The sequence below is a fragment of the Rheinheimera sp. genome, assembly GCF_036782235.1.
Taxonomy (GTDB): Bacteria; Pseudomonadota; Gammaproteobacteria; order Enterobacterales; family Alteromonadaceae; genus Pararheinheimera.
Genome location: NZ_DAIPZL010000008.1, coordinates 73,414 through 92,578, shown reverse-complemented (window position 1 = coordinate 92,578; position 19,165 = coordinate 73,414). Strand labels below are relative to the sequence as shown.

Below are 19,165 nucleotides of genomic sequence, written 5' to 3'. Positions count from 1 at the left end.
GGGGATTTGGGGGTTGGAGTTGGGGTGGCGTTTGCGCTGATAGATAAAAAAGACGCCATCCGGAACCCTCTGGATGGCGCTGCAAAAAACCGACGTGGAGGTCGGGCCGAGAAGAAATTTACAGGTTGAAACTTGCCATAAACCAGACTTTGGTGGTGTCTACGGCATGGTTGTCGGCGTTGTATTGTGCCAGTTTCACCAGCAGATTCAGTTGAGGCGTCGGATCCCAGGCCAAGGTGGCATTCACTTCAGATCCAAGCTGTTGACTGCCCGCGTCGCTGTCGTATTGGTGATAGCTCACCGCCAGTTTTGTGCTGTTCAGCGGCAGGCTGAATTCCAGCGCATTGTCGCGTACACCCTGATTTGGCGTGGTCAGGAATAAATCGGCAAAACCGTCAAAAGCATGCAGGGTGGCAAAAGGGGTTTGGAAGGCGGTTTTACCGTCGCCTGCCAGCCGTTCCTGCCATACCTTGCCGGTAAAGGGACCGAAGTTATAGCTCAAGTCGATGCGGTGATAATAGTGGCTTAAATCAACAGGCGCTTGATGGGCGTCTTTTTGGCTGGCCAATGCCAGTTGCCATTTGAATTTGGGGAAAGCACTCAGGTTGCCGCTGTAATCAAGCCCCTGGGTGCTGCTGTCACGTGCTTGCAGCGTGTCAAAATCTAAGTCATACACAAAAGCGCTCAGCTGCTGTGTTGGTAGCAACTGCCAGTTCAGCGTGGCCAGATTAAAACGGCCGTGTAAGTCGGCAGCGCTGCCTTTGGGGCCAAACACTCTGTTGGCATTGTGCAAAGTGGCAAGATCCAGTTGCCAGTTGCCTGCCACTTTTTGGCTATAACGTACACCATCAAAAGTCTGTTCATTTTGCCGCCAGCCAACACTGCCGATAAAGCGTTGATTTGCAAGGTTAATACGCTGGCGACCCAGGGTGAATTGGGCATCCTGGTTGGGGCTTATTATCACAGCAGCCTGATTAATATCAGTGCCGGTTGGGTCGGCTACCACCGAATAATGACCATGGCCATTGACGGTGCTGTTGTATCTTTCGCCACCAATGCTGCTGACATTGTCAATTTCCAGCAAGGCTTTGCTGTTGAGCCAGCTGCCGGTATTGAGTGTCAGGCGGCTTCTTAAGGTTGAGGCTGTGGCATTGTGTAGTGCTTTGTCTTCATCAACATTTTCCAGCCGGTAGCGAAACTGGGCGCTGACGCTGCTTTGTTTTAGCGCATCGGCGGCAGCGCTGTTGGTGGCATAAGCTGCGGGCAGGAAAAGGCTGGTTAAGGTCAGGGCGAGCAAAGAAACAGGGGTGAGTAAAACTGAGTTGGCTTTTTTCATAATTTCCTTCATCGAGGCGGCTAAAAAGCATGGAAATTATAAGGTCTTTATGTAAAAACATGAATAAAATGAAATGGTTACTATCTGTTGGGTAGTTGGGTGCTATTGGAGGTACTTATCAGGCCCCAAAGGGGTAAAGCAGTCATGTACGGATAAAAAAACCGCCGACTGTGGCCAGAAGGCGGTGAGTTTTATGATGGCTACAAAATGCTGTGATAAATGCTGCTATTGCATCAGCGGCGAGCCACTGAATGCAAAGTCATAACCTTCAATCTGCGCTTGCCCAATCAGGTTCTGAATATAATGGGCTATGGCTTTGCGTTTTACTTTTTCGTTCAGATAATCGCGGATCCGGTTTTCCACTGCGTCATAAGGCAACAGATCGCCTTCAATCCGGCGCAGTACATCCACTACATGCAAACCAAAACGGCTTTCCACCGGATAGGGAATTAAACCCGGTTTGGCTTTAAATACCTGACGTTCAAATTCCGGCACTGTCTGGCCTTTGCTGATTTGGCCTAATAAACCGCCATTGTCTTTACTGCTGCACACCGAATAATTGGCAGCAAGTTTGGCAAAATCGCCAGCCTGGTTCAGCTCCAGCAAAATAGCTTCGGCCAGTTGTTTGGTTTTAGCGCGTTCAGCGTCACTGTCCGGCGCGGCTGGTAATAACATATGCCGCACTTCAATCAAAGGTGAGGTGACAAAACGCTGTGGATTTTGCTGGTAATAATGCAAACATTCAGCGCCGCTGGCCTGTGGTATCTGCACTTCCTGTTGCAGCAGTTTATCCAGCACTAAATCCTGTGACTGTGGATTCAGATCCTGCAGCTCGCTTGCATCGGCCAGACCAAGTGCCAATGCTCTTTGTTTCAGAAGCTCCGCAATAATCAGGCTTTCAGCAGCTTTGAGCATAGCGGTGCGTTTTTCTGCCGCCGGATGGTATTGCATTTCCGCCATAATGGCGTGTTCCGGAATTTGTACTTCATTGACAATAATCATCATTTTCTCCGAAAAAACCGCTTTGGCAGCAACAACCTGTCTCGGTGGATACAGCAGTTGCGGCCAAAACGGTGGCAGAACAGCAAGGGCTTAACGTACAAAACGCTGGCGGACAATCTGATGCTGGCGGCGGAAATATTGCACCGGCACGCTCAGCATATGCACCAGACGGCTGAACGGGAACAACACAAACAGTGTCATGCCTAAAAACACGTGGGCTTTAAAAATCCAGTGCACACCAGAGATGGCTTCTACAGCTGCTGCACTCTGGAAGGTCATGGTGCTTTGTGCCCAGGTCATCAGCTTTAACATTTCGGCGCCGTCCAAGTGCCCCATAGAGACAAAAATCGACAACAAACCCAAAATCAGTTGTGCGTACAGCAGCAGTAAAATGGCGATATCCATGGTGCTGGAATTGGCGCGCACCCTTGGGTTATTCAGTCGGCGGATAATTAAAATGGTCAGACCGTAAAAACAAATCAGACCAAAAAAACCACCGACACCCATCGCAATCAGCTGTTTCATTTCAGTGGTAATACCCAGCAAATGCCAAACAGATTTGGGCATCAGCAAACCGGCAAAATGGCCAAAAAAGATGGCAATCACACCAATATGAAAGGCAATACTGCCTTTTCGCAGCTGCTTTTTCTCCATGATCTGGCTGGAGCTGGTTTTCCAGGTGTATTGTTCACGGTCGTAACGGATCCAGCTGCCGATAAACATAATGGCCATGGCAATATAGGGGTAAATGCCAAAGGCAAAACTGTCAAAAATGGAAGGGGTAAAGGCGGTCATATCATACTCCTTTTGCTGCAGCGCTTTGGGCCGCAGCTTTTTGGTTGGCCGCAGCATGGGCAAAAATCTCTGCGGCCAGTGCATCTTTATCAACAACTTGGGCTTGCTGCGCTAACACGCCAGCCTCTGTGGCCAGCCTGTCAGCAGCAAGCCTGTCAGTAGCCAGCAATTCGGTATTGAGCGGTACATACTGATCTTTACGTTGTTGCTCAGTTGGGCGTGACACACTGCTGGCACAGGCGCCGTTTTGCTGCTCATTGCCAAGGAAAGTCACCATTTCTTCTTCCCAGACTTTGTCGAGCGCCTTGGGTGTATCGTCCCGCTCTTCAGTGGCAATTTGCGCCTGAATATCCGACAAATCGATATCGGTATCCGACAGCTCCAGCAAAGCGATAAACAGCGCGGCATAGTTGCTTTGGCGTTTTTGCAACCGGGCTGTCAACAGCGCCAGCACAGGTGCAACTTCCTGCAAACCATAACGGGCGTTGTCATCGCCCTGAGTCGACAAAAACTCTAAATAAAGCGGCAGATAATCCGGCAGCTCTTTTTGGCCAATGTCTAAACCGGCTTCTTTATATTGGTTTTGCAGATTGACCATGGCCTGGCCGCGGTCGCGTGACTCGCCATGCACATGTTCAAACAACAATAAAGACAAAGAGCGGCCGCGTTCAAACAGGCCGTCATAATCGGCCTGCCAGTCCATTAAATCGCCATCCAGGCGCGCTGTGACAAAGTCACAGAGCGCCTGTTGGTTGGCAGCCGACAGACCGGCGCTTTGTATCAGCGCCAGCAAGTCTTCTTTGCTGTCATGCAAAAGTTCGGTGGGGTAATCCAGTAATAAAGATAAAACCTGTAAAATTTTCATGTTTTAATCCTTCAACTCAACTGGGATCACCTGACGTACCCCTTTGGCCTTGGTGCCAAACAGGCTGACGTCGTTATTGCCATCACCACAACCATTGCCAAAGCTAAAACCACAGCTGCTTTTTAAGTCATAGGCATTTTCGGCATAAGCGCGGTGGCTGGTTGGAATGACAAACCTGTCTTCGTAGTTGGCCAGTGCCATATAACGGTACATTTCTTCCACCTGCAGCGCTGTCAGCCCGACCTGTTTCAGCACGGCCAGATCTTCCACACCGTCTACTTGCTGTGCACGTTTAAAAGCGCGCATTGCAATCATGCGCTCCAGCGCTCTGACCACAGGTTTTTCATCACCGGCGGTCAGCATATTGGCCAGATAACGCAGCGGAATACGTAAAGATTTCAGATCCGGAATTTCACCATTCATACCGACATGGCCAGCCTGCACTGCACTTTGAATAGGTGACAGTGGCGGCACATACCAAACCATTGGCAGGGTGCGATACTCTGGGTGCAGTGGCAGCGCCACTTTCCACTCCATTGCCATCATATAAACAGGGCTTTGCTGGGCGGCATTGATCCAGTTATCCGGAATGCCTTCAGCACGGGCAGCGGCAATCACTTTGGGATCTTTTGGATCTAAAAAGATATCCAGCTGCGCCTGATATAAATCCTGCTCGTTGGCCACACTGGCAGCGGCCGAAATTTTGTCGGCGTCGTAAAGCAGCACGCCTAAATAACGGATACGACCAACACAGGTTTCAGAGCAGACAGTCGGTTGACCTGCTTCAATCCGCGGGAAGCAGAAAGTACATTTTTCTGATTTACCGGTTTTCCAGTTGTAATAGATTTTTTTGTAAGGGCAGGCCGATACACACATGCGCCAGCCACGACATTTGTCCTGATCAATCAGTACTATGCCGTCTTCTTCGCGTTTGTAGATAGCGCCACTTGGGCAAGCCGCCACACAAGCCGGATTCAGACAGTGCTCACAAAGCCGTGGCAAATACATCATGAACGTTTTTTCAAACTGACCGTAGATGTCTTTTTGCACTACTTCATTAAAGTTCTGATCTTTTTTGCGTTTGGCAAACTCAGTACCAAGAATTTCTTCCCAGTTTGGGCCCCATTCAATTTTTTCCATGCGCTGACCGCTGATCAGCGACCTTGGTCTTGCCACCGGCTGATGTTGACTGTCTTTGGCGGTATGCAGGTGCTGGTAGTCAAAATCAAAAGGTTCGTAGTAGTCGTCAATTTCCGGTAAATCCGGGTTAGCGAAAATATTCGCCAGCACCCGGCGTTTGCCGCCAATTTTTAACTCCAGCTCGCCTTTGGCGTTTTTGACCCAGCCACCGTTCCATTTTTGCTGGTTTTCCCATTCTTTCGGAAAACCAATACCAGGTTTGGTTTCGACGTTGTTAAACCAGGCGTATTCCACACCTTCGCGTGAAGTCCAGACGTTTTTACAGGTAATGGAGCAGGTATGACAGCCTATGCACTTGTCGAGATTTAATACCATGCCTATTTGTGCGCGTACTTTCATCATGCTACTCCTATTGGGTGTCCAGCCAGTCGACTTTGTTCATCTTACGGACGATGACAAACTCATCGCGGTTACACCCCACAGTGCCGTAATAGTTAAAGCCATAAGATTGCTGGGCATAACCGCCGATCATATGGGTGGGTTTCATCACTGCGCGGGTCACAGAGTTGTGAATACCACCGCGGGTTCCTGTGGTTTCACTGCCTGGCACGTTCACTATCCGTTCCTGTGCGTGATACATCATGCTCATACCTTCCGGCACCCGCTGCGACACCACGGCACGGGCGGCGATGGCACCGTTGACGTTAAAAATTTCGATCCAGTCGTTGTCTTCAATGCCCGCCGCTTTGGCGTCAATTTCACTGAGCCAGACGATAGGGCCACCACGTGACAAGGTCAGCATCAGCAGGTTGTCGGAATAAGTACTATGAATGCCCCATTTTTGGTGTGGGGTGATCCAGTTCAGCACTATTTCGGTGTTGCCATTGGGCTTTTTATTCAGCACAGGGGCCACAGTTTTTAAGTTGATAGGCGGTTTGTACGCACATTGTTGTTCGCCAAAATCGCGCATCCACTCGTGATCCTGATAAAACTGCTGACGGCCTGTGATGGTGCGCCATGGGATCAGCTCATGCACATTGGTGTAACCGGCGTTGTAAGACACATGTTCATCTTCCAGACCTGACCAGGTGGGGGAGGAGATGATCTTGCGTGGCTGGGCCACAATGTCGCGCCAGCGGATTTTTTCATCTTCTTTGTTGAGCGCCAGATGGCGATGGTCACGGCCGGTAATTTTGCCAAGGGCGTCCCAGGCTTTAACCGCCACCTGACCATTGGTCTCAGGCGCCAGCGTTAAAATCACTTCACAGGCGTCAATGGCCGATTCAATTTTGGCCAGGCCTTTGTTCGCGCCTTCAGCGGTGTGAGTGCGGTTCAGCTCTTTGAGGAAATGCACTTCATTTTTGGTATCCCAGCCGATGCCTTTACCGCCGTTACCGGTTTTTTCCAGCAATGGGCCAACAGAGGTAAAGCGCTGATAAGTATTGGGATAATCACGCTCCACCACATTTAAGTGTGGCATGGTGACACCAGGCACAGCGGCACATTCACCTTTCCACCAGGCTTTGACGCCATATGGCTGGGCCAATTCGGCCGGGGTGTCATGGTGCATGGGCGTGGTCACCACGTCGGTTTCTACCCCTAAGTGGCCAACACAAACGCGGGAGAATTCTTTGGCAATGCCTTTAAAAATTTCCCAGTCGCTGCGCGCTTCCCACACAGGGTCAATAGCGGCTGACAACGGATGAATAAAAGGATGCATATCCGAAGTATTCATATCGTCTTTTTCATACCAGGTGGCGGTTGGCAGAACGATGTCAGAATACAGACAGGTGGTGGACATCCGAAAATCCAAAGTCACCCATAAATCCACTTTGCCTTCGGCCGGACTGTCGGTCCACTGCACGTCTTCCGGTTTTTTACCACCAAAACCGCCTAAATCTTTACCCAGCAAACCATGTTTGGTGCCCAGTAAATGGCGCAGCATATATTCATGGCCTTTACCGGATGAGCCAAGCAAATTAGAGCGCCAGATAAACATATTGCGTGGGAAGTTCTGCGGATTTTCCGGTTCTTCACAGGCAAATTTAATGTTGTGGCTGGTGAGCTCACCAAGCAGATAATCTTTAATCTCCATGCCTGCCGCTTTGGCTTTGCCGGCAATAAACAGTGGGTTTACACCAAGTTGAGGTGCAGAAGGTAACCAGCCCATGCGTTCGGCGCGGGCGTTAAAGTCGATAATAGAGCCAGTCCATTTTTCTTTATTGGCAAGAGGTGACACCACTTCCGCCATATCCAGTTTTTCATAACGCCACTGGCTGGAGTGGTTATAAAAGAATGAAGTACCGTTCATATGACGCGGTGGTTTTTGCCAGTCGGTGGCAAAAGCCAAAGGTGCCCAGCCGGTTTGTGGCCGCAGTTTTTCCTGACCGACATAATGTGCCCAGCCGCCGCCACTCTGACCGATACAACCACACATCATCAACATGTTGATGAGGCCCCGGTAGTTCATATCCATGTGATACCAGTGGTTCAGAGCAGCACCTACAATGACCATAGAGCGGCCACGGGTTTTATCGGCGTTACGGCCAAACTCAGTGGCTATCCGAATCACATCTTCAGGTTTGACGCCGGTGATGGCTTCCTGCCAGGCCGGGGTATAAGGCACATTGTCGTTGTAACTCTGGGCACGGTTAGCATCGCCAATACCGTTATCCACACCATAGTGCGCCAGTGTTAAGTCATAGACTGTGGCCACCAGCGCAGTGCTGCCGTCGGCGAGCTGTACTTTTTTCGCCGGCACTTTACGCAGCTGAATATCGTCATGCGCTGTGTGCTGGAAGTATTTGTATTCGTGCGGCGCACCACCAAAATACGGGAAAGCAACATCGACTAAACCGTCATTGTTGTCTTTTAAGCTCAATGCCAGCTCAATATCACCGTTTTTGTCTTTTTGCTCTAAGTTCCATTTACCAGGCTGGTCGGTATTCTGGCCCCAGCGATAACCAATGGCACCGTTCGGGCTGGTCAGTTTGCCGGTTTTGTTGTCCAGCGCTATGGTTTTCCAGTCTGGGTTATTGTTTTCACCTAGATTGTCCACCAGATCGGCTGCCCGCAGGAAACGGCCCTGGCCCAGTTTTCCGTCGTTTTCTTCCAGAATGACCAACATCGGCATATCGGTATAGCGACGTACATAATCGGTAAAATAGCTACTTGGGTTATTGACATGGAATTCTTTTAAAATCACATGACCAAATGCCATGGCAAGGGCGGCGTCTGTGCCCTGACGCGGTGCCAGCCAGGTATCACCAAACTTCGATGCTTCAGAATAATCTGAGGTAATGACACAGGTTTTGGTGCCTTTGTAACGGACTTCAGTTAAAAAGTGCGCGTCCGGGGTGCGTGTTTGTGGCACGTTCGAGCCCCAAACAATGATGTAGTTGGAGTTGTACCAGTCGGCCGATTCAGGCACGTCGGTTTGTTCACCCCAGACCTGAGGTGAAGAAGGGGGTAAGTCACAATACCAGTCATAAAAACTTAAACAGTTACCGCCAATTAATGACAAATAACGGGCGCCGGCGGCGTAAGACACCATCGACATGGCCGGAATTGGCGAAAAACCAGTGACACGGTCCGGGCCATAAGTTTTGGCGGTATGCACATTGGCTGCGGCAATCAACTCATTGACTTCGTCCCAGCTGGCGCGAACAAAACCACCTAAACCACGGCGCTCTTTGTAACTTTTGGCTTTGGCCGGGTCGTTGATAATAGATTGCCAGGCCAACACCGGATCTTTATGAATAGCTTTGGCTTCACGCCATAACTTCATCAGGCTTTGACGCACTTTTGGATATTTCAGCCGGTTCGCGCTATAGATATACCAGGAATAACTGGCGCCCCTTGGGCAACCGCGGGGTTCGTGGTTGGGTAAGTCGGGTCTGGTGCGTGGATAGTCGGTTTGCTGGGTTTCCCAGGTCACCAGACCATCTTTCACATAAATTTTCCAGCTACAAGAACCGGTACAGTTCACCCCGTGGGTGGAGCGCACAATCTTGTCGTGTTGCCAGCGTTGCCGGTAACCCTGTTCCCAGGTTCTGTCTTCGTTGGTGGTTATGCCATGTCCGTCGGAAAATGGCGTTTTGCGGGTTTTAAAAAACCGCAATTTGTCGAGAAGATGACTCATCGGTTTACTCCTGGCGCTGGTTGCTGCACTTGCATCTGCAACAACCTTGTCTGCTTAACTTCTGAACACTATAAGAATGTTGGGCGAATGATGATTGATCTGGCACAAGCTTGCTATGGCATGAAAATGGGTAAAATGACGCCGAGCTACCCCTAAAGAGGTAGAGTGAAATTTCACTAAGTGATTGAATAAAAATGTAAACTTTGCTGCCAGTTTTCAGGTCTGTTCGCTGACTTGAGGCGGTCGGGGTAAAAGGGGTAGCTCACTTGCGCAGCTTTTCACAGGGCAAAAAAGCATATGCTGTGCCTGGCTTCATTGCGGATTAAATGATGAAAAAATTTTCAATTGTGACGCGGATTGGCGTTGCCCTATCCTGCATAGTGGCGATGGCACTCAGTACCATGCTGATTTCCTACTGGTTATCGGAAAAAGCCGACAGTGATGCGCTGGCCATTAATGTGGCGGGTTCACTGCGGATGCAAACCTATAAAGTGGCGCTGTTGAGTCAACAACAAAAACCGCAGGAGCTGGCCGAAGCACAGCAAAAGTTGCTGGACAGCTGGCAACATCCGGTGTTTTACCGGATGAAACATGAAAAACGGGCCCTGAGTGAGGCTTTCCGGCTGGCCCGTCACAACTGGCTGGAACTGAGCCCTAAAATCAGCGCAGGCAAACTGAGCGCCGACGAATTAAGCAGTGCATTAACCAGCCATGTAGCCATGTTAGAGCAGCTGGTCAGCAGTATTCAGCAGGACGCCGAGCAAAAAGTGCGGGCTTTACGTTTAGTGCAGGTGGTGGCGCTGTTTTTAACAGTGATGCTGGCGATGGTGGTGATGTACTGGCTCAAATCCAGAGTAGAGCAGCCGTTGTCGGAGCTAACCCGCGCCGCGCGGCGCATCGGTCAGGGCGACTTTACCTCGCGCCTTGCCGCCGACCAGCCGGATGAGCTGGGGGTGCTGGCCGGTACCCTGAATAAAATGAGTGACGCCATTGCTTATATGTACGGCAATCTGGAAAAACGGGTGGATGAACAAACGGCAGCACTACAGCAAAGCAATACCAAACTGCAGTTTTTATATGAGATGGCGCGCAGTTTTAACCAGCAGGTACCGGACCGGCAGCAATTAAATTTGCTGGTGGATCGGCTACAGCAGGTGACACAAATCCGGGATATTGAACTTTGTTTGATCACTGAGCAGGGCAGCCAGCCTTATTTACAGCTGCAACCGGCTGACGCTGAGCAAGACGCCTGCGGCCGCGCCAGTTGCCATGAATGTATTGAAGCCCCCAGCCATGGCATGCGCCGTGACGATCAGCTGTTATACCGGTATCAGCTCAGAAGGGATCATCAGCAGTATGGAGTGCTCATCGCCCGCAGTAGCATGGATAAAAAATTGGCAGAGTGGCAACAACAACTGCTCAGTACTGTGGCCGATCAGCTGGCGGTGGCGATGAGTTTAAAATCTGAAGCTGAGCAGGCCCGCCGGCTGGCATTGATGCAGGAGCGCACTGTGATTGCCCGCGAGCTGCATGATTCTTTAGCCCAGGCGCTTTCTTATTTAAAAATTCAGGTGAGCCGGCTGAATAAAGCCATCAGCACAGATGATAAAGCCAGTATGCAGGATGTGTCGGCTGAGCTGAAACACGGTCTGGATGCCGCTTACCGACAACTGCGGGAATTGCTGACCACCTTCAGGTTAAAAATGGACGGTGGCGGCTTGCAGCAGGCGCTGCAGCTCACTGCAACCCAGCTGTCAGAACAATCCGGTATGAAGTTTTTGCTGGACTATCAGCTGACCAACACACCGCTACAGCCGCAGGAAGAAATTCATTTACTGCAAATAGTGCGTGAAGCCAGCCAGAATGCGGTGCATCACAGTCAAGGTTCTGAAGTGCGGATCCGGCTGGCACAGCAACAGGGGAAAGCTATTGATTTAGCCATTGAAGACAATGGTGTGGGCATCACACAAAATGCCGAAAAACTGAACCATTATGGCCTGGCCATTATGCAGGAGCGCAGCAAACAGCTGGGCGGAGAAATTCAGATCCGTCGCCGCGAGCAGGGCGGCACCGGGGTGTATTTCAGTTTTACCCCTGAATATCTGCAACAACAACCGGCAGAGGTTGAATAACAGACTTTTGGCCGCTTGCTGCGGCTTTTTTAAGGAGAGTTTAATGCAAGCGATGATCCGTAACTGGCCAATGCAAAATAAGCTGCTGTTATTGTTGGCTTTGCCTTTGGTATTTTTGTTCTGGTTTGTGAGCCAACATATGTTGGTGCAATATCAGGCGCTGCAAGTGGCGGCCGAGGTTGAGCAAAGGGTGCAACAAACCCTGGTGGTGGGGGCGCTGGTGAATAGCCTGCAAACCGAGCGTGGCAGCAGCGGTGTGTTTTTGGGCAGTAAAGGCACAAAGTTTGCCGACAAAATGCAAAAAGCCCGCAGTGACAGCGACCGTAGCCTCAGCGCTTTTTTGCAGTTAAAAGATGAGCGACTCAAGCAGGCTCAGCAGCAGTTAGCGGCGCTGACACCCCTTCGGCAAGAGGTGGACAAACAGCAAATTAAAAATACTGAGTCGGCTGCCCGTTATACCCAGTTGATAAGCCTGTTGCTGGCGCTCAGTCATCAGGCCGAGCAGCAGTTATCCCATCTTGAGATGGCACGTCAGTTGGCGGTCATGAACCAGCTGATGGAAATGATCGAGCGTGCCGGGCGTGAACGCGCTTTGCTCGGGCTGGTGTTTAATCAGCAGCAGTTGGACGGCGACTTATTAAGCCGGGTCAGCACTAACCTCGGCGCTTTTATTGCGTTTCAGGAAAATGTATTAAGGCAAAGTGGTGCTGAGCAGCAGTCCATCAAAGCTGCCCTGGCAGAAGCCGACAGTGCCGAGTTTAAAAGCCTGCAGCAGCTGGTGTTTCAGACGCCCATTAACACCAAACTTGAGGTGGACAGTGGCCGCTGGTTTGAGTTAGCCAGCCAGCGTATTGATAAGCTGGTAGCCCTGCAAAACCAGTTATTAACCCACACCGCCAAAGCGGCTGCAGCAGTGTATCAGCAAAGTCAAAGCGCTTTATGGTTGGCTTTGCTGTCAAATCTGTTGGTGCTGGTGTTTGTGCTGTGGCTGGCTTTTGCCGTGATTAAAAATATTAAAAATGCCGTGGCCAGAATTGATGATGCCATGGCCAAGCTGGCCGCACGCGATTTAACAGCCCGGGTGCAATACCAGAGCCATGATGAATTTGGCCATATTGCCAAAGGCATTAATCAGGTGGCTGATGAGCTGCATCAGGTGCTGCAGCAAATTGATTCAGCTGTGCATCAGGTGGCAGCAGCCGCTGAGCAGGCGTCTGCAGTGACGGTGCAAACCAGCAAAGGGGTTATGCAACAGCAGCAGGACACTGAACTGGCGGCTACCGCTATGCATGAAATGAGCGCCACAGTCAGAGACGTGGCCAGCAGCACAGCAGAAGCGGCAGGGGAAGCCAGTGCAGTACATCAACACGCGGAAAAAGGCCTGACAGAGTTACATCAAACTATTGATTTAATTGGAAAGCTTTCCAATCAGGTGCAAAGCACCAATAACACTATTGTGCAGGTAAAAAGCCACAGCCAGTCGATTAACACTGTGCTGGAGGTGATCCGCGGTATTGCAGAACAAACCAACTTACTGGCGCTCAACGCCGCTATCGAAGCGGCCAGAGCCGGTGAGCAAGGCCGGGGTTTTGCTGTGGTGGCCGACGAAGTGCGGCATTTGGCGCAGCGCACCCAACAATCTACTGTGGATATTCGCAGCATGATTGAAACCCTGCAACAAAGCACAGAGCAGGCCTCAGCCGATATGCAGCTGAGTTTGCATCAGGCAGGTCAGGGTGCGGAAAACATTCATGCGACCGGCCATTTATTGGAAGCCGTGCTCGAAGGCATAGTGGCGATTAATGATAAAACCACCCAGATAGCCTCGGCCGCAGAAGAGCAAAGCACAGTAGCGGAAGAAATTAACCAGAATATTATCCGCATCAGCGATGTGTCAGTGCAAACCAGCGCCGGCGCTGAACAAACAGCAGCGACAGCACGTGAGCTGGCGCGTCTGGCCGGCTCGTTGCAGGATATGGTGGCCCGTTTCCGGCTGGCCTGAAGCTTGGCCGGACAGGCGCTCACAACAGAGGCCGCTTGGTCGCATTGACTGTTGCAAGCTGCTACCTATTTTTGGGCATTGGCAGGTGGTTGCTTATCGCTGACACTGAGCAAACAATAACCATAGGCTTTGTATTGTTATTGCAAAGCCAATTTTGCGGAGTGTATTGATGCCGTACTCCAGTCCACAGAACAAGCTGCAAACTGTTGTTTATCAGAATGAGCTACAGCAACAAAGACTGCGCCGTTTGGCCTCTGAGCTCGATGCCATTACGGACCCTGCGTTAAAACTGCAGTTTATTGAGCAGCGGCTGCTGGATAACCTGCAGCAGTTAAAACGCCAGCTGGCAATATTGCAGCTGGAACTGCCGCAAGCGGTCGAGCCAGCCAAAACGCAATCCCAAACTACACCTGAGCCATAGTCCGTTGAGCCCGCAGAGCTCAGTTTTTTGCCGATGTTGCTAAGCGCTGGCTGCACGCATTAAACGGTTGTGCACAGCAAGCCATGGCGAGTCCCCTGGCGGGGATTCGACCAAAATAAGCTCTGCCCCGGCCTGGTCGGCAGCATAGAGTTGTTTGTACAACAGCTTACCGTATTGGCGTGCATCATTTGGCATCTGGCAGTGCCAATGGGGCGTCACTGTTAATGGTAAGGGGCTGAGCGCCAGCACCGCTATTTTCTGTGTTGTGTTGGTAAGTTTCTGCGCCAACTCATCACGACTGACCCTTAATAAAGTGGTTTCTGGCTGATAATGCGCCGCGACGTTGCCCGACACTTTCACCTGATGCTGCGCTGGACAAGCGACCCTCTGACCCAACAGCTGTTCAAGTTCAGCCTGGCCAACGGGCCCGGCGCGCAGTATCTGGATGTCAGCACCGAGCAGGCTGACAATGGTCGACTCCAGACCCAGTTCGCAGTCACCACCGTCCAGTACCGCATCAATCTTGCCGGCCATAGTCGCCATCACTTGTGCTGCGCTGGTCGGGCTCAGTTTTTTATAGGGATTGGCTGAAGGTGCGGCTACCGCCATTTGTTCGGTATTTAATAATTGCAGCAGTACCGGATGTGCCGGCACTCTGAGCCCTATGCTGTCTAAACCCCCGGTCAGCACTGGGTCAACATGGTCGGCTTTTTTCAGCAACAAAGTTAAAGGACCGGGCCAGAACGCCTCGGCCAATTGATAGGCTTCAGCCGGAATATCTTTGGCCCAGTCAGCGAGGGCGCTGACGTCAGGCAAATGTACTATTAAGGGGTGATCGGCAGGCCGGCCTTTGGCGGCAAAAATTTTCCTGACCGCTTCTGGGTTACAGGCATCGGCCGCCAAACCATAAACGGTCTCAGTAGGTACAGCCACCAGGCCGCCTTGTTTTAATATCAGGCCGGCGGTGCAAAGATGCTCGCCGCTGTCTGAGGCTAACAATAAAGTTGTTGGCAAGTTTTATCTCCGGTAAATCAGGCTGTCCTGGGATTCAGGGGTTACAAAGCGGACAATGTGCAGGGTCGGCAAAAGTTTGCTGCACTGCTTCAGACTCGGTGTGGCCGCAGCAGCTACAGCTTTTGTGGTAAGTTTTTATTTTTTGTGTTGGGTAGTGGCAGGCCGCGCAGGGCAGGCCCTGATCGGCGCCACTGCGCCAAAAGTCGGGTGCAGCACACTTAGGGCAGCGTGATTGTAATCTAGCGGCCAGTTGCACTGCCGCCTGCTGAATATAAAGCCGGCGCGACGGGCAAAGATGTGCTCTTAAATCCGCAGACAGCCGGATTTTGCAGCTAAGTGCGCTGTCTGATAGCACTAGCCCTGCCTCTGTTAAAGCGGCAAGCATCGCATCAAACCCAACCAGACCTTTAAGTAGCAGATTGTCTGCACTACAGATCCAACCTTGTTGTGGATCTTGTTGTTCGATATGGGTGCGAAGCTGCGCCAGATCAGCGGTTTCAATAGCCGACAAGGGGACAGGGCCTGCGGCATGGGCAATCATAAATTGCCCGCTGCTGGCGTCATATAAACACAACAACTCATCATCCCAATTTACTAGTCCAGGCAGTGGGCCACCGCCAAAGCTGCCTTCACTGCCAAGGCCGAGTGGCAAGGCGGTTAACTCGGCGGCAAGTTTAGCTTTGGTTTTTACACAGTCGACCGGGCTTAACTGCCTGGGCACTTCGCCGGCGAAGGTGCCAAGGCTATCAGTGTCAAAACCCTCAGCCAGCTGCAGTTTGATGCCAACAGCGGCCAGTGCAGGTGCAATCAACGGCAGCTTCTGATGTTTAGTTAATAAAGCCGCCTGTTGGATTTGTGCTGCACTTTGCCCAGCGTCCGGCATTGCTTGTTGAGTTATGGGCATGTTAGTGGCCCTGATCCAGAGTCAAATCAGCTTCACCATTAAAAGTGCTGAGGTTTTGCGTTTTAACAAATGCGAACTTACCGGTGCTGATACTGCTTTCCGGATTAATAAACTGCGGTTGGATTGATGCCTGAACAGCTTGCGGGAACTGTAACTGCGCTGTTGTGATCGGATCACCAATACTATAGGCCATGGCAACGCCAAGGTGACCCTGTGCTGCTGCAGCGCTCTGCCTTAGGCTGCTGTTTGCTCTTGAGCTTTGGTGGCACCTGTTAATGGCGCACGCTGGATTGTACGTCATAGTGACACTCCATCAGGGAATGACGTTTGGACACCCCTTTTGCTAAAGGTGCGCACTCTATGACAGTAAAGGCATAAATAAAAATACTTTGTTTTAATTGAATCTATAGCTTTGAAGCTATAGTTTTGTGCTCATTCTACTTGTCAGGTGATTTATTATGCCCGCATCCACCCTGGCCCGGTTTGGCCGTATTACTCCCCAACAGCTACGCGCTTTTGAAGCCACAGCCCGATTATTGTCAGTGACAAAAGCAGCACAGGAGCTTTATGTCAGCCAGCCTACGGTTTCTGTGCAATTACGTGAGTTGTCGGCCACTACAGGTCAGCGCCTGTTTGAAACCAGAGGCCGGCAGATCCGGCTGACCCAGGCTGGCGAAGAGCTTTATAAAACGGTGCAGGAAGTGGCAGCCTGCTGGCAGCGTTTTGAAGCCAGGATCGCTGAAATTAATGGTTTGGTCAGTGGCCGTTTGCGTATTGCCGCTGTGACCACGGCAGAATATTTTGTGCCGGATTTGCTGGGGCCTTTTTCTGCTGCGCATCAGGGCGTGGAGATTGAACTGGCTATTGAAAACAGAGATAGGGTGGTTGGGCGTTTAATGCAGGGAGTGGATGATTTAGCGGTGATGATGATGCCGCCTGAGCATATCCCGTTGGAGCGTCTGGCCTTTCAAGATAATCCGCTGGTCATTATTGCACCAGCCCGCCATCCGTTGGCATCACAACAAGTGCAACTGGCCGATTTAGCGCAAGAGCGCTGGTTAATGCGCGAACCCGGCAGTGGCACCAGAATGGCGGCCGAGCAGTATTTTAGCGCACACAATTTTAAACCCAATGTCGTGATGAGTCTGGGCAGTAACGAAGCAATAAAACATGCGGTTGCGGCCGAGCTTGGCATTGCAGTGTTATCCCAGCTGGCAATACCACAAGTGTTGTCCCCCTCAGCGGCGTCAGGTGTGGCTGCTTTAGCAGCAGATATACATCAGACCAACCTGGCTACACCTGATTTGTCCGGTCTTCGAATTTTGCAGGTCAGCGGTTTTCCCATCATCCGGCATTGGTCTGTGGTGTGGCGTAAAGATCAGCCGATGTCGGCTACTGCCCGGCATTTTCTCGATTATTTGCGTTCGACTGAAAGTTTGCAGCAGGCTGAGCAGCGTTGAAACAGATAGCCTATCTGCCAAGCGTATCGCTGATGGGATCAGTGCAAATCTATGATCCGCCAATCTTTTGCAGCCCCGCTGATAATAAATTTCCGATTTAAGTTAATTTTAAGTATCGGGCTATAGGCTGTAGTGATGTAAAAACGTCGGTTGTCAGCTTATGCCACAAATCATCTGTCAGCACTCTGATGTATCCAGGTTACTCCAAGACCTGCTTTTCAGTGACGCCTCTGGTGCAGGAGTAGCCTGATGTTGAGTTATTTACGTCGTTATACGCCTGTGTTGCTGGTGCCGGATATACAAAGGCCGGCACGAAGCTGGCACCCGCTGTTGTTGATGCTGGTGGCGGCGCTTGGCATGACACTGATGCTCAATGCGCCTTTTTATGCGGCGTTACAAACGCAGATCCCAGGCCAGCTTGGCCTGCAACTCAGCTTGTTATTGCTGGTGTTTTTACTGAATTTGCTGCTGCTGTTCATTTTTGCCCAGCCGACTTTACTCAAACCCGTGGTGTTGCTGCTGTTTCTTGCCGGCAGTCTGAGCCTGTATTTTAACCAGAGTTTTGGCGTGCTGATTGACAGAGACATGTTGCAAAACGCACTGGAAACGGATCCGGCCGAAGCGCGTGGGCTGCTCAGTGGCGCGCTGCTACTGCACCTGTTGCAGTGGATGTTATTTCCGCTGCTGCTGGTGATGGTACGGGTGCAGCGTCTTTCCCGGCGCAGTTATTATCAACATTTATCGGCAGCCTTGTTGTTGCTGCTGCTGGCCCTGACGCTGCTGGGAGCCAGCCGTTATGGCGAGTTTGCCTCGTTTTTCCGTAATTTCAGAAGTGTAAAACATCTGGCATTGCCGGTCAGTCCTGTTGTTGCCGGTCTTTCGCTGCTTAGCAAATCGGTCAAAGCCCAGACACAACAACCCTTTCAGGTGCTGGCAGGCGACGCCCGGCGCAGCAAAAGTTCAGGCCAGCCCAAACTGCTGGTGCTGGTGCTGGGGGAAACCGCCAGGGCCGACCATTTTCAGCTCAATGGTTATCCGCGTCCGACCAATCCGTTATTAAGCCAGTTGCCTGTGCTGAGTTTTAGCCAGGTGAGCGCCTGCGGCACTGCCACTGCGCATTCTGTGCCTTGTATGTTTTCGGCCCTGAGCCGGGATAACTATGACGAGGCCATCGCCAAAAACAGCAGCAATGTGCTGGATATACTGCAAGCCACGGGTGTCGACACCAGCTGGCTTGATAATAATTCCGGCTGTAAGGGGGTGTGCGATCGGGTGCCTTCTGAGTTTTTATTTCAGCACCCTGATAAGCGCTGCAGCCATGGCCAATGTCTGGATGATGTGTTGCTGGACGGCCTTGCACGCTCGTTAGAACGCCAAACTTCCGAAGACCGCATTATTGTGCTGCACCAGCTTGGCAGTCATGGCCCTGAATATTTCAAACGCAGTGCAGGCCAGGACAAAAAGTTTTTGCCCGAATGCCAGGATAAACAAATTCAGTTGTGTGATCGCAGTGAAGTGGTGAACGCCTATGACAACAGCATAGTAGCCACCGACCGGATACTGGCGTCCGTCATAGCGCAGTTGCAACAACAGCAGCACTACCAGGCCGCGCTGCTGTACCTGTCTGATCATGGTGAGTCATTGGGTGAAAATGGCGTTTATTTACATGGTTTGCCTTATTTTATGGCGCCACAAGCACAAACCCGGGTGCCCATGCTGTGGTGGATGAGCCCTGGTTACGCCGCGGCGGCCAAATTAGATGCGCGCTGTCTGGCGGCTGCAAAAAGCAATCCATTCAGTCACGATCACCTGTTTCATAGCCTGTTGGGCGCTTTTTCAGTGCAGACCACGCTTTATCAGCCTGCACTTGACCTCTTTGATGGTTGCAGGGCGGCTAGCTAAGGCAGAACAGTCTGTATGAAGCCGGCTTTATTCAATTGCAGTAAAAGGCGG

Annotated in this window: 13 protein-coding genes; 5 read left to right on the top strand and 8 right to left on the bottom strand. The window is 51.3% G+C overall.

Going from position 1 to position 19,165, the window contains the following annotated elements:
• Positions 1-118 precede the first annotated feature (118 nt).
• The 6 genes from V7P87_RS10650 to V7P87_RS10625 all read right to left on the bottom strand — a co-directional run bounded on the left by V7P87_RS10650 (position 119) and on the right by V7P87_RS10625 (position 9,279).
• A complete protein-coding gene (locus V7P87_RS10650) occupies positions 119-1,336 on the bottom strand; it encodes an alginate export family protein (protein WP_333797419.1) in 1,218 nt (405 codons plus the stop codon).
• Positions 1,337-1,561: 225 nt separating this feature from the next.
• Entirely contained in the window at positions 1,562-2,338 is a 777-nt protein-coding gene (locus V7P87_RS10645; protein ID WP_333797418.1) for a peptidylprolyl isomerase, read from the bottom strand.
• A 90-nt stretch (positions 2,339-2,428) separates the two neighbouring features.
• A complete protein-coding gene (narI, locus tag V7P87_RS10640) occupies positions 2,429-3,133 on the bottom strand; it encodes a respiratory nitrate reductase subunit gamma (RefSeq protein ID WP_333797417.1) in 705 nt (234 codons plus the stop codon).
• Between the two features lies 1 nt (position 3,134).
• A complete protein-coding gene (gene narJ, locus V7P87_RS10635) occupies positions 3,135-3,998 on the bottom strand; it encodes a nitrate reductase molybdenum cofactor assembly chaperone (protein ID WP_296299711.1) in 864 nt (287 codons plus the stop codon).
• A 3-nt stretch (positions 3,999-4,001) separates the two neighbouring features.
• Positions 4,002-5,537 carry a nitrate reductase subunit beta gene (gene narH, locus V7P87_RS10630; protein WP_333797416.1) on the bottom strand — a complete coding sequence of 512 codons (1,536 nt, stop codon included), beginning with the start codon at positions 5,535-5,537 and terminating at the stop codon, positions 4,002-4,004.
• Between the two features lie 10 nt (positions 5,538-5,547).
• Complete coding sequence (locus V7P87_RS10625) at positions 5,548-9,279, bottom strand: nitrate reductase subunit alpha (RefSeq protein WP_333797415.1); 3,732 nt, start codon at positions 9,277-9,279, stop codon at positions 5,548-5,550.
• 329 nt (positions 9,280-9,608) lie between these two features.
• Between V7P87_RS10625 and V7P87_RS10620 the strand changes: the two genes are divergently transcribed.
• The 3 genes from V7P87_RS10620 to V7P87_RS10610 all read left to right on the top strand — a co-directional run bounded on the left by V7P87_RS10620 (position 9,609) and on the right by V7P87_RS10610 (position 13,834).
• Entirely contained in the window at positions 9,609-11,411 is a 1,803-nt protein-coding gene (locus tag V7P87_RS10620; RefSeq protein ID WP_333797414.1) for an ATP-binding protein, read from the top strand.
• Positions 11,412-11,454: 43 nt separating this feature from the next.
• Positions 11,455-13,413, top strand: a complete 1,959-nt coding sequence (locus tag V7P87_RS10615; protein WP_333797413.1) for a methyl-accepting chemotaxis protein — start codon at positions 11,455-11,457, stop codon at positions 13,411-13,413.
• Between the two features lie 169 nt (positions 13,414-13,582).
• Positions 13,583-13,834: a hypothetical protein gene (locus tag V7P87_RS10610; RefSeq protein ID WP_333797412.1), complete on the top strand. Its 252-nt coding sequence runs from the start codon at positions 13,583-13,585 to the stop codon at positions 13,832-13,834.
• A 39-nt stretch (positions 13,835-13,873) separates the two neighbouring features.
• Here the strand turns inward: V7P87_RS10610 and V7P87_RS10605 are convergent, their stop codons facing one another.
• Entirely contained in the window at positions 13,874-14,848 is a 975-nt protein-coding gene (locus tag V7P87_RS10605; protein ID WP_333797411.1) for an L-threonylcarbamoyladenylate synthase, read from the bottom strand.
• Positions 14,849-14,882: 34 nt separating this feature from the next.
• On the bottom strand, positions 14,883-15,752 hold the full coding sequence (locus V7P87_RS10600) for a DUF6671 family protein (RefSeq protein ID WP_333797410.1): 870 nt from the start codon (positions 15,750-15,752) through the stop codon (positions 14,883-14,885).
• 458 nt (positions 15,753-16,210) lie between these two features.
• Here V7P87_RS10600 and V7P87_RS10595 point away from each other — a divergent pair, with 458 nt between their 5' ends.
• Complete coding sequence (locus tag V7P87_RS10595) at positions 16,211-17,212, top strand: LysR family transcriptional regulator (RefSeq protein WP_333797409.1); 1,002 nt, start codon at positions 16,211-16,213, stop codon at positions 17,210-17,212.
• A gap of 249 nt (positions 17,213-17,461) precedes the next feature.
• Entirely contained in the window at positions 17,462-19,114 is a 1,653-nt protein-coding gene (locus tag V7P87_RS10590) for a phosphoethanolamine transferase (protein WP_333797408.1), read from the top strand.
• Positions 19,115-19,165: the final 51 nt, after the last annotated feature.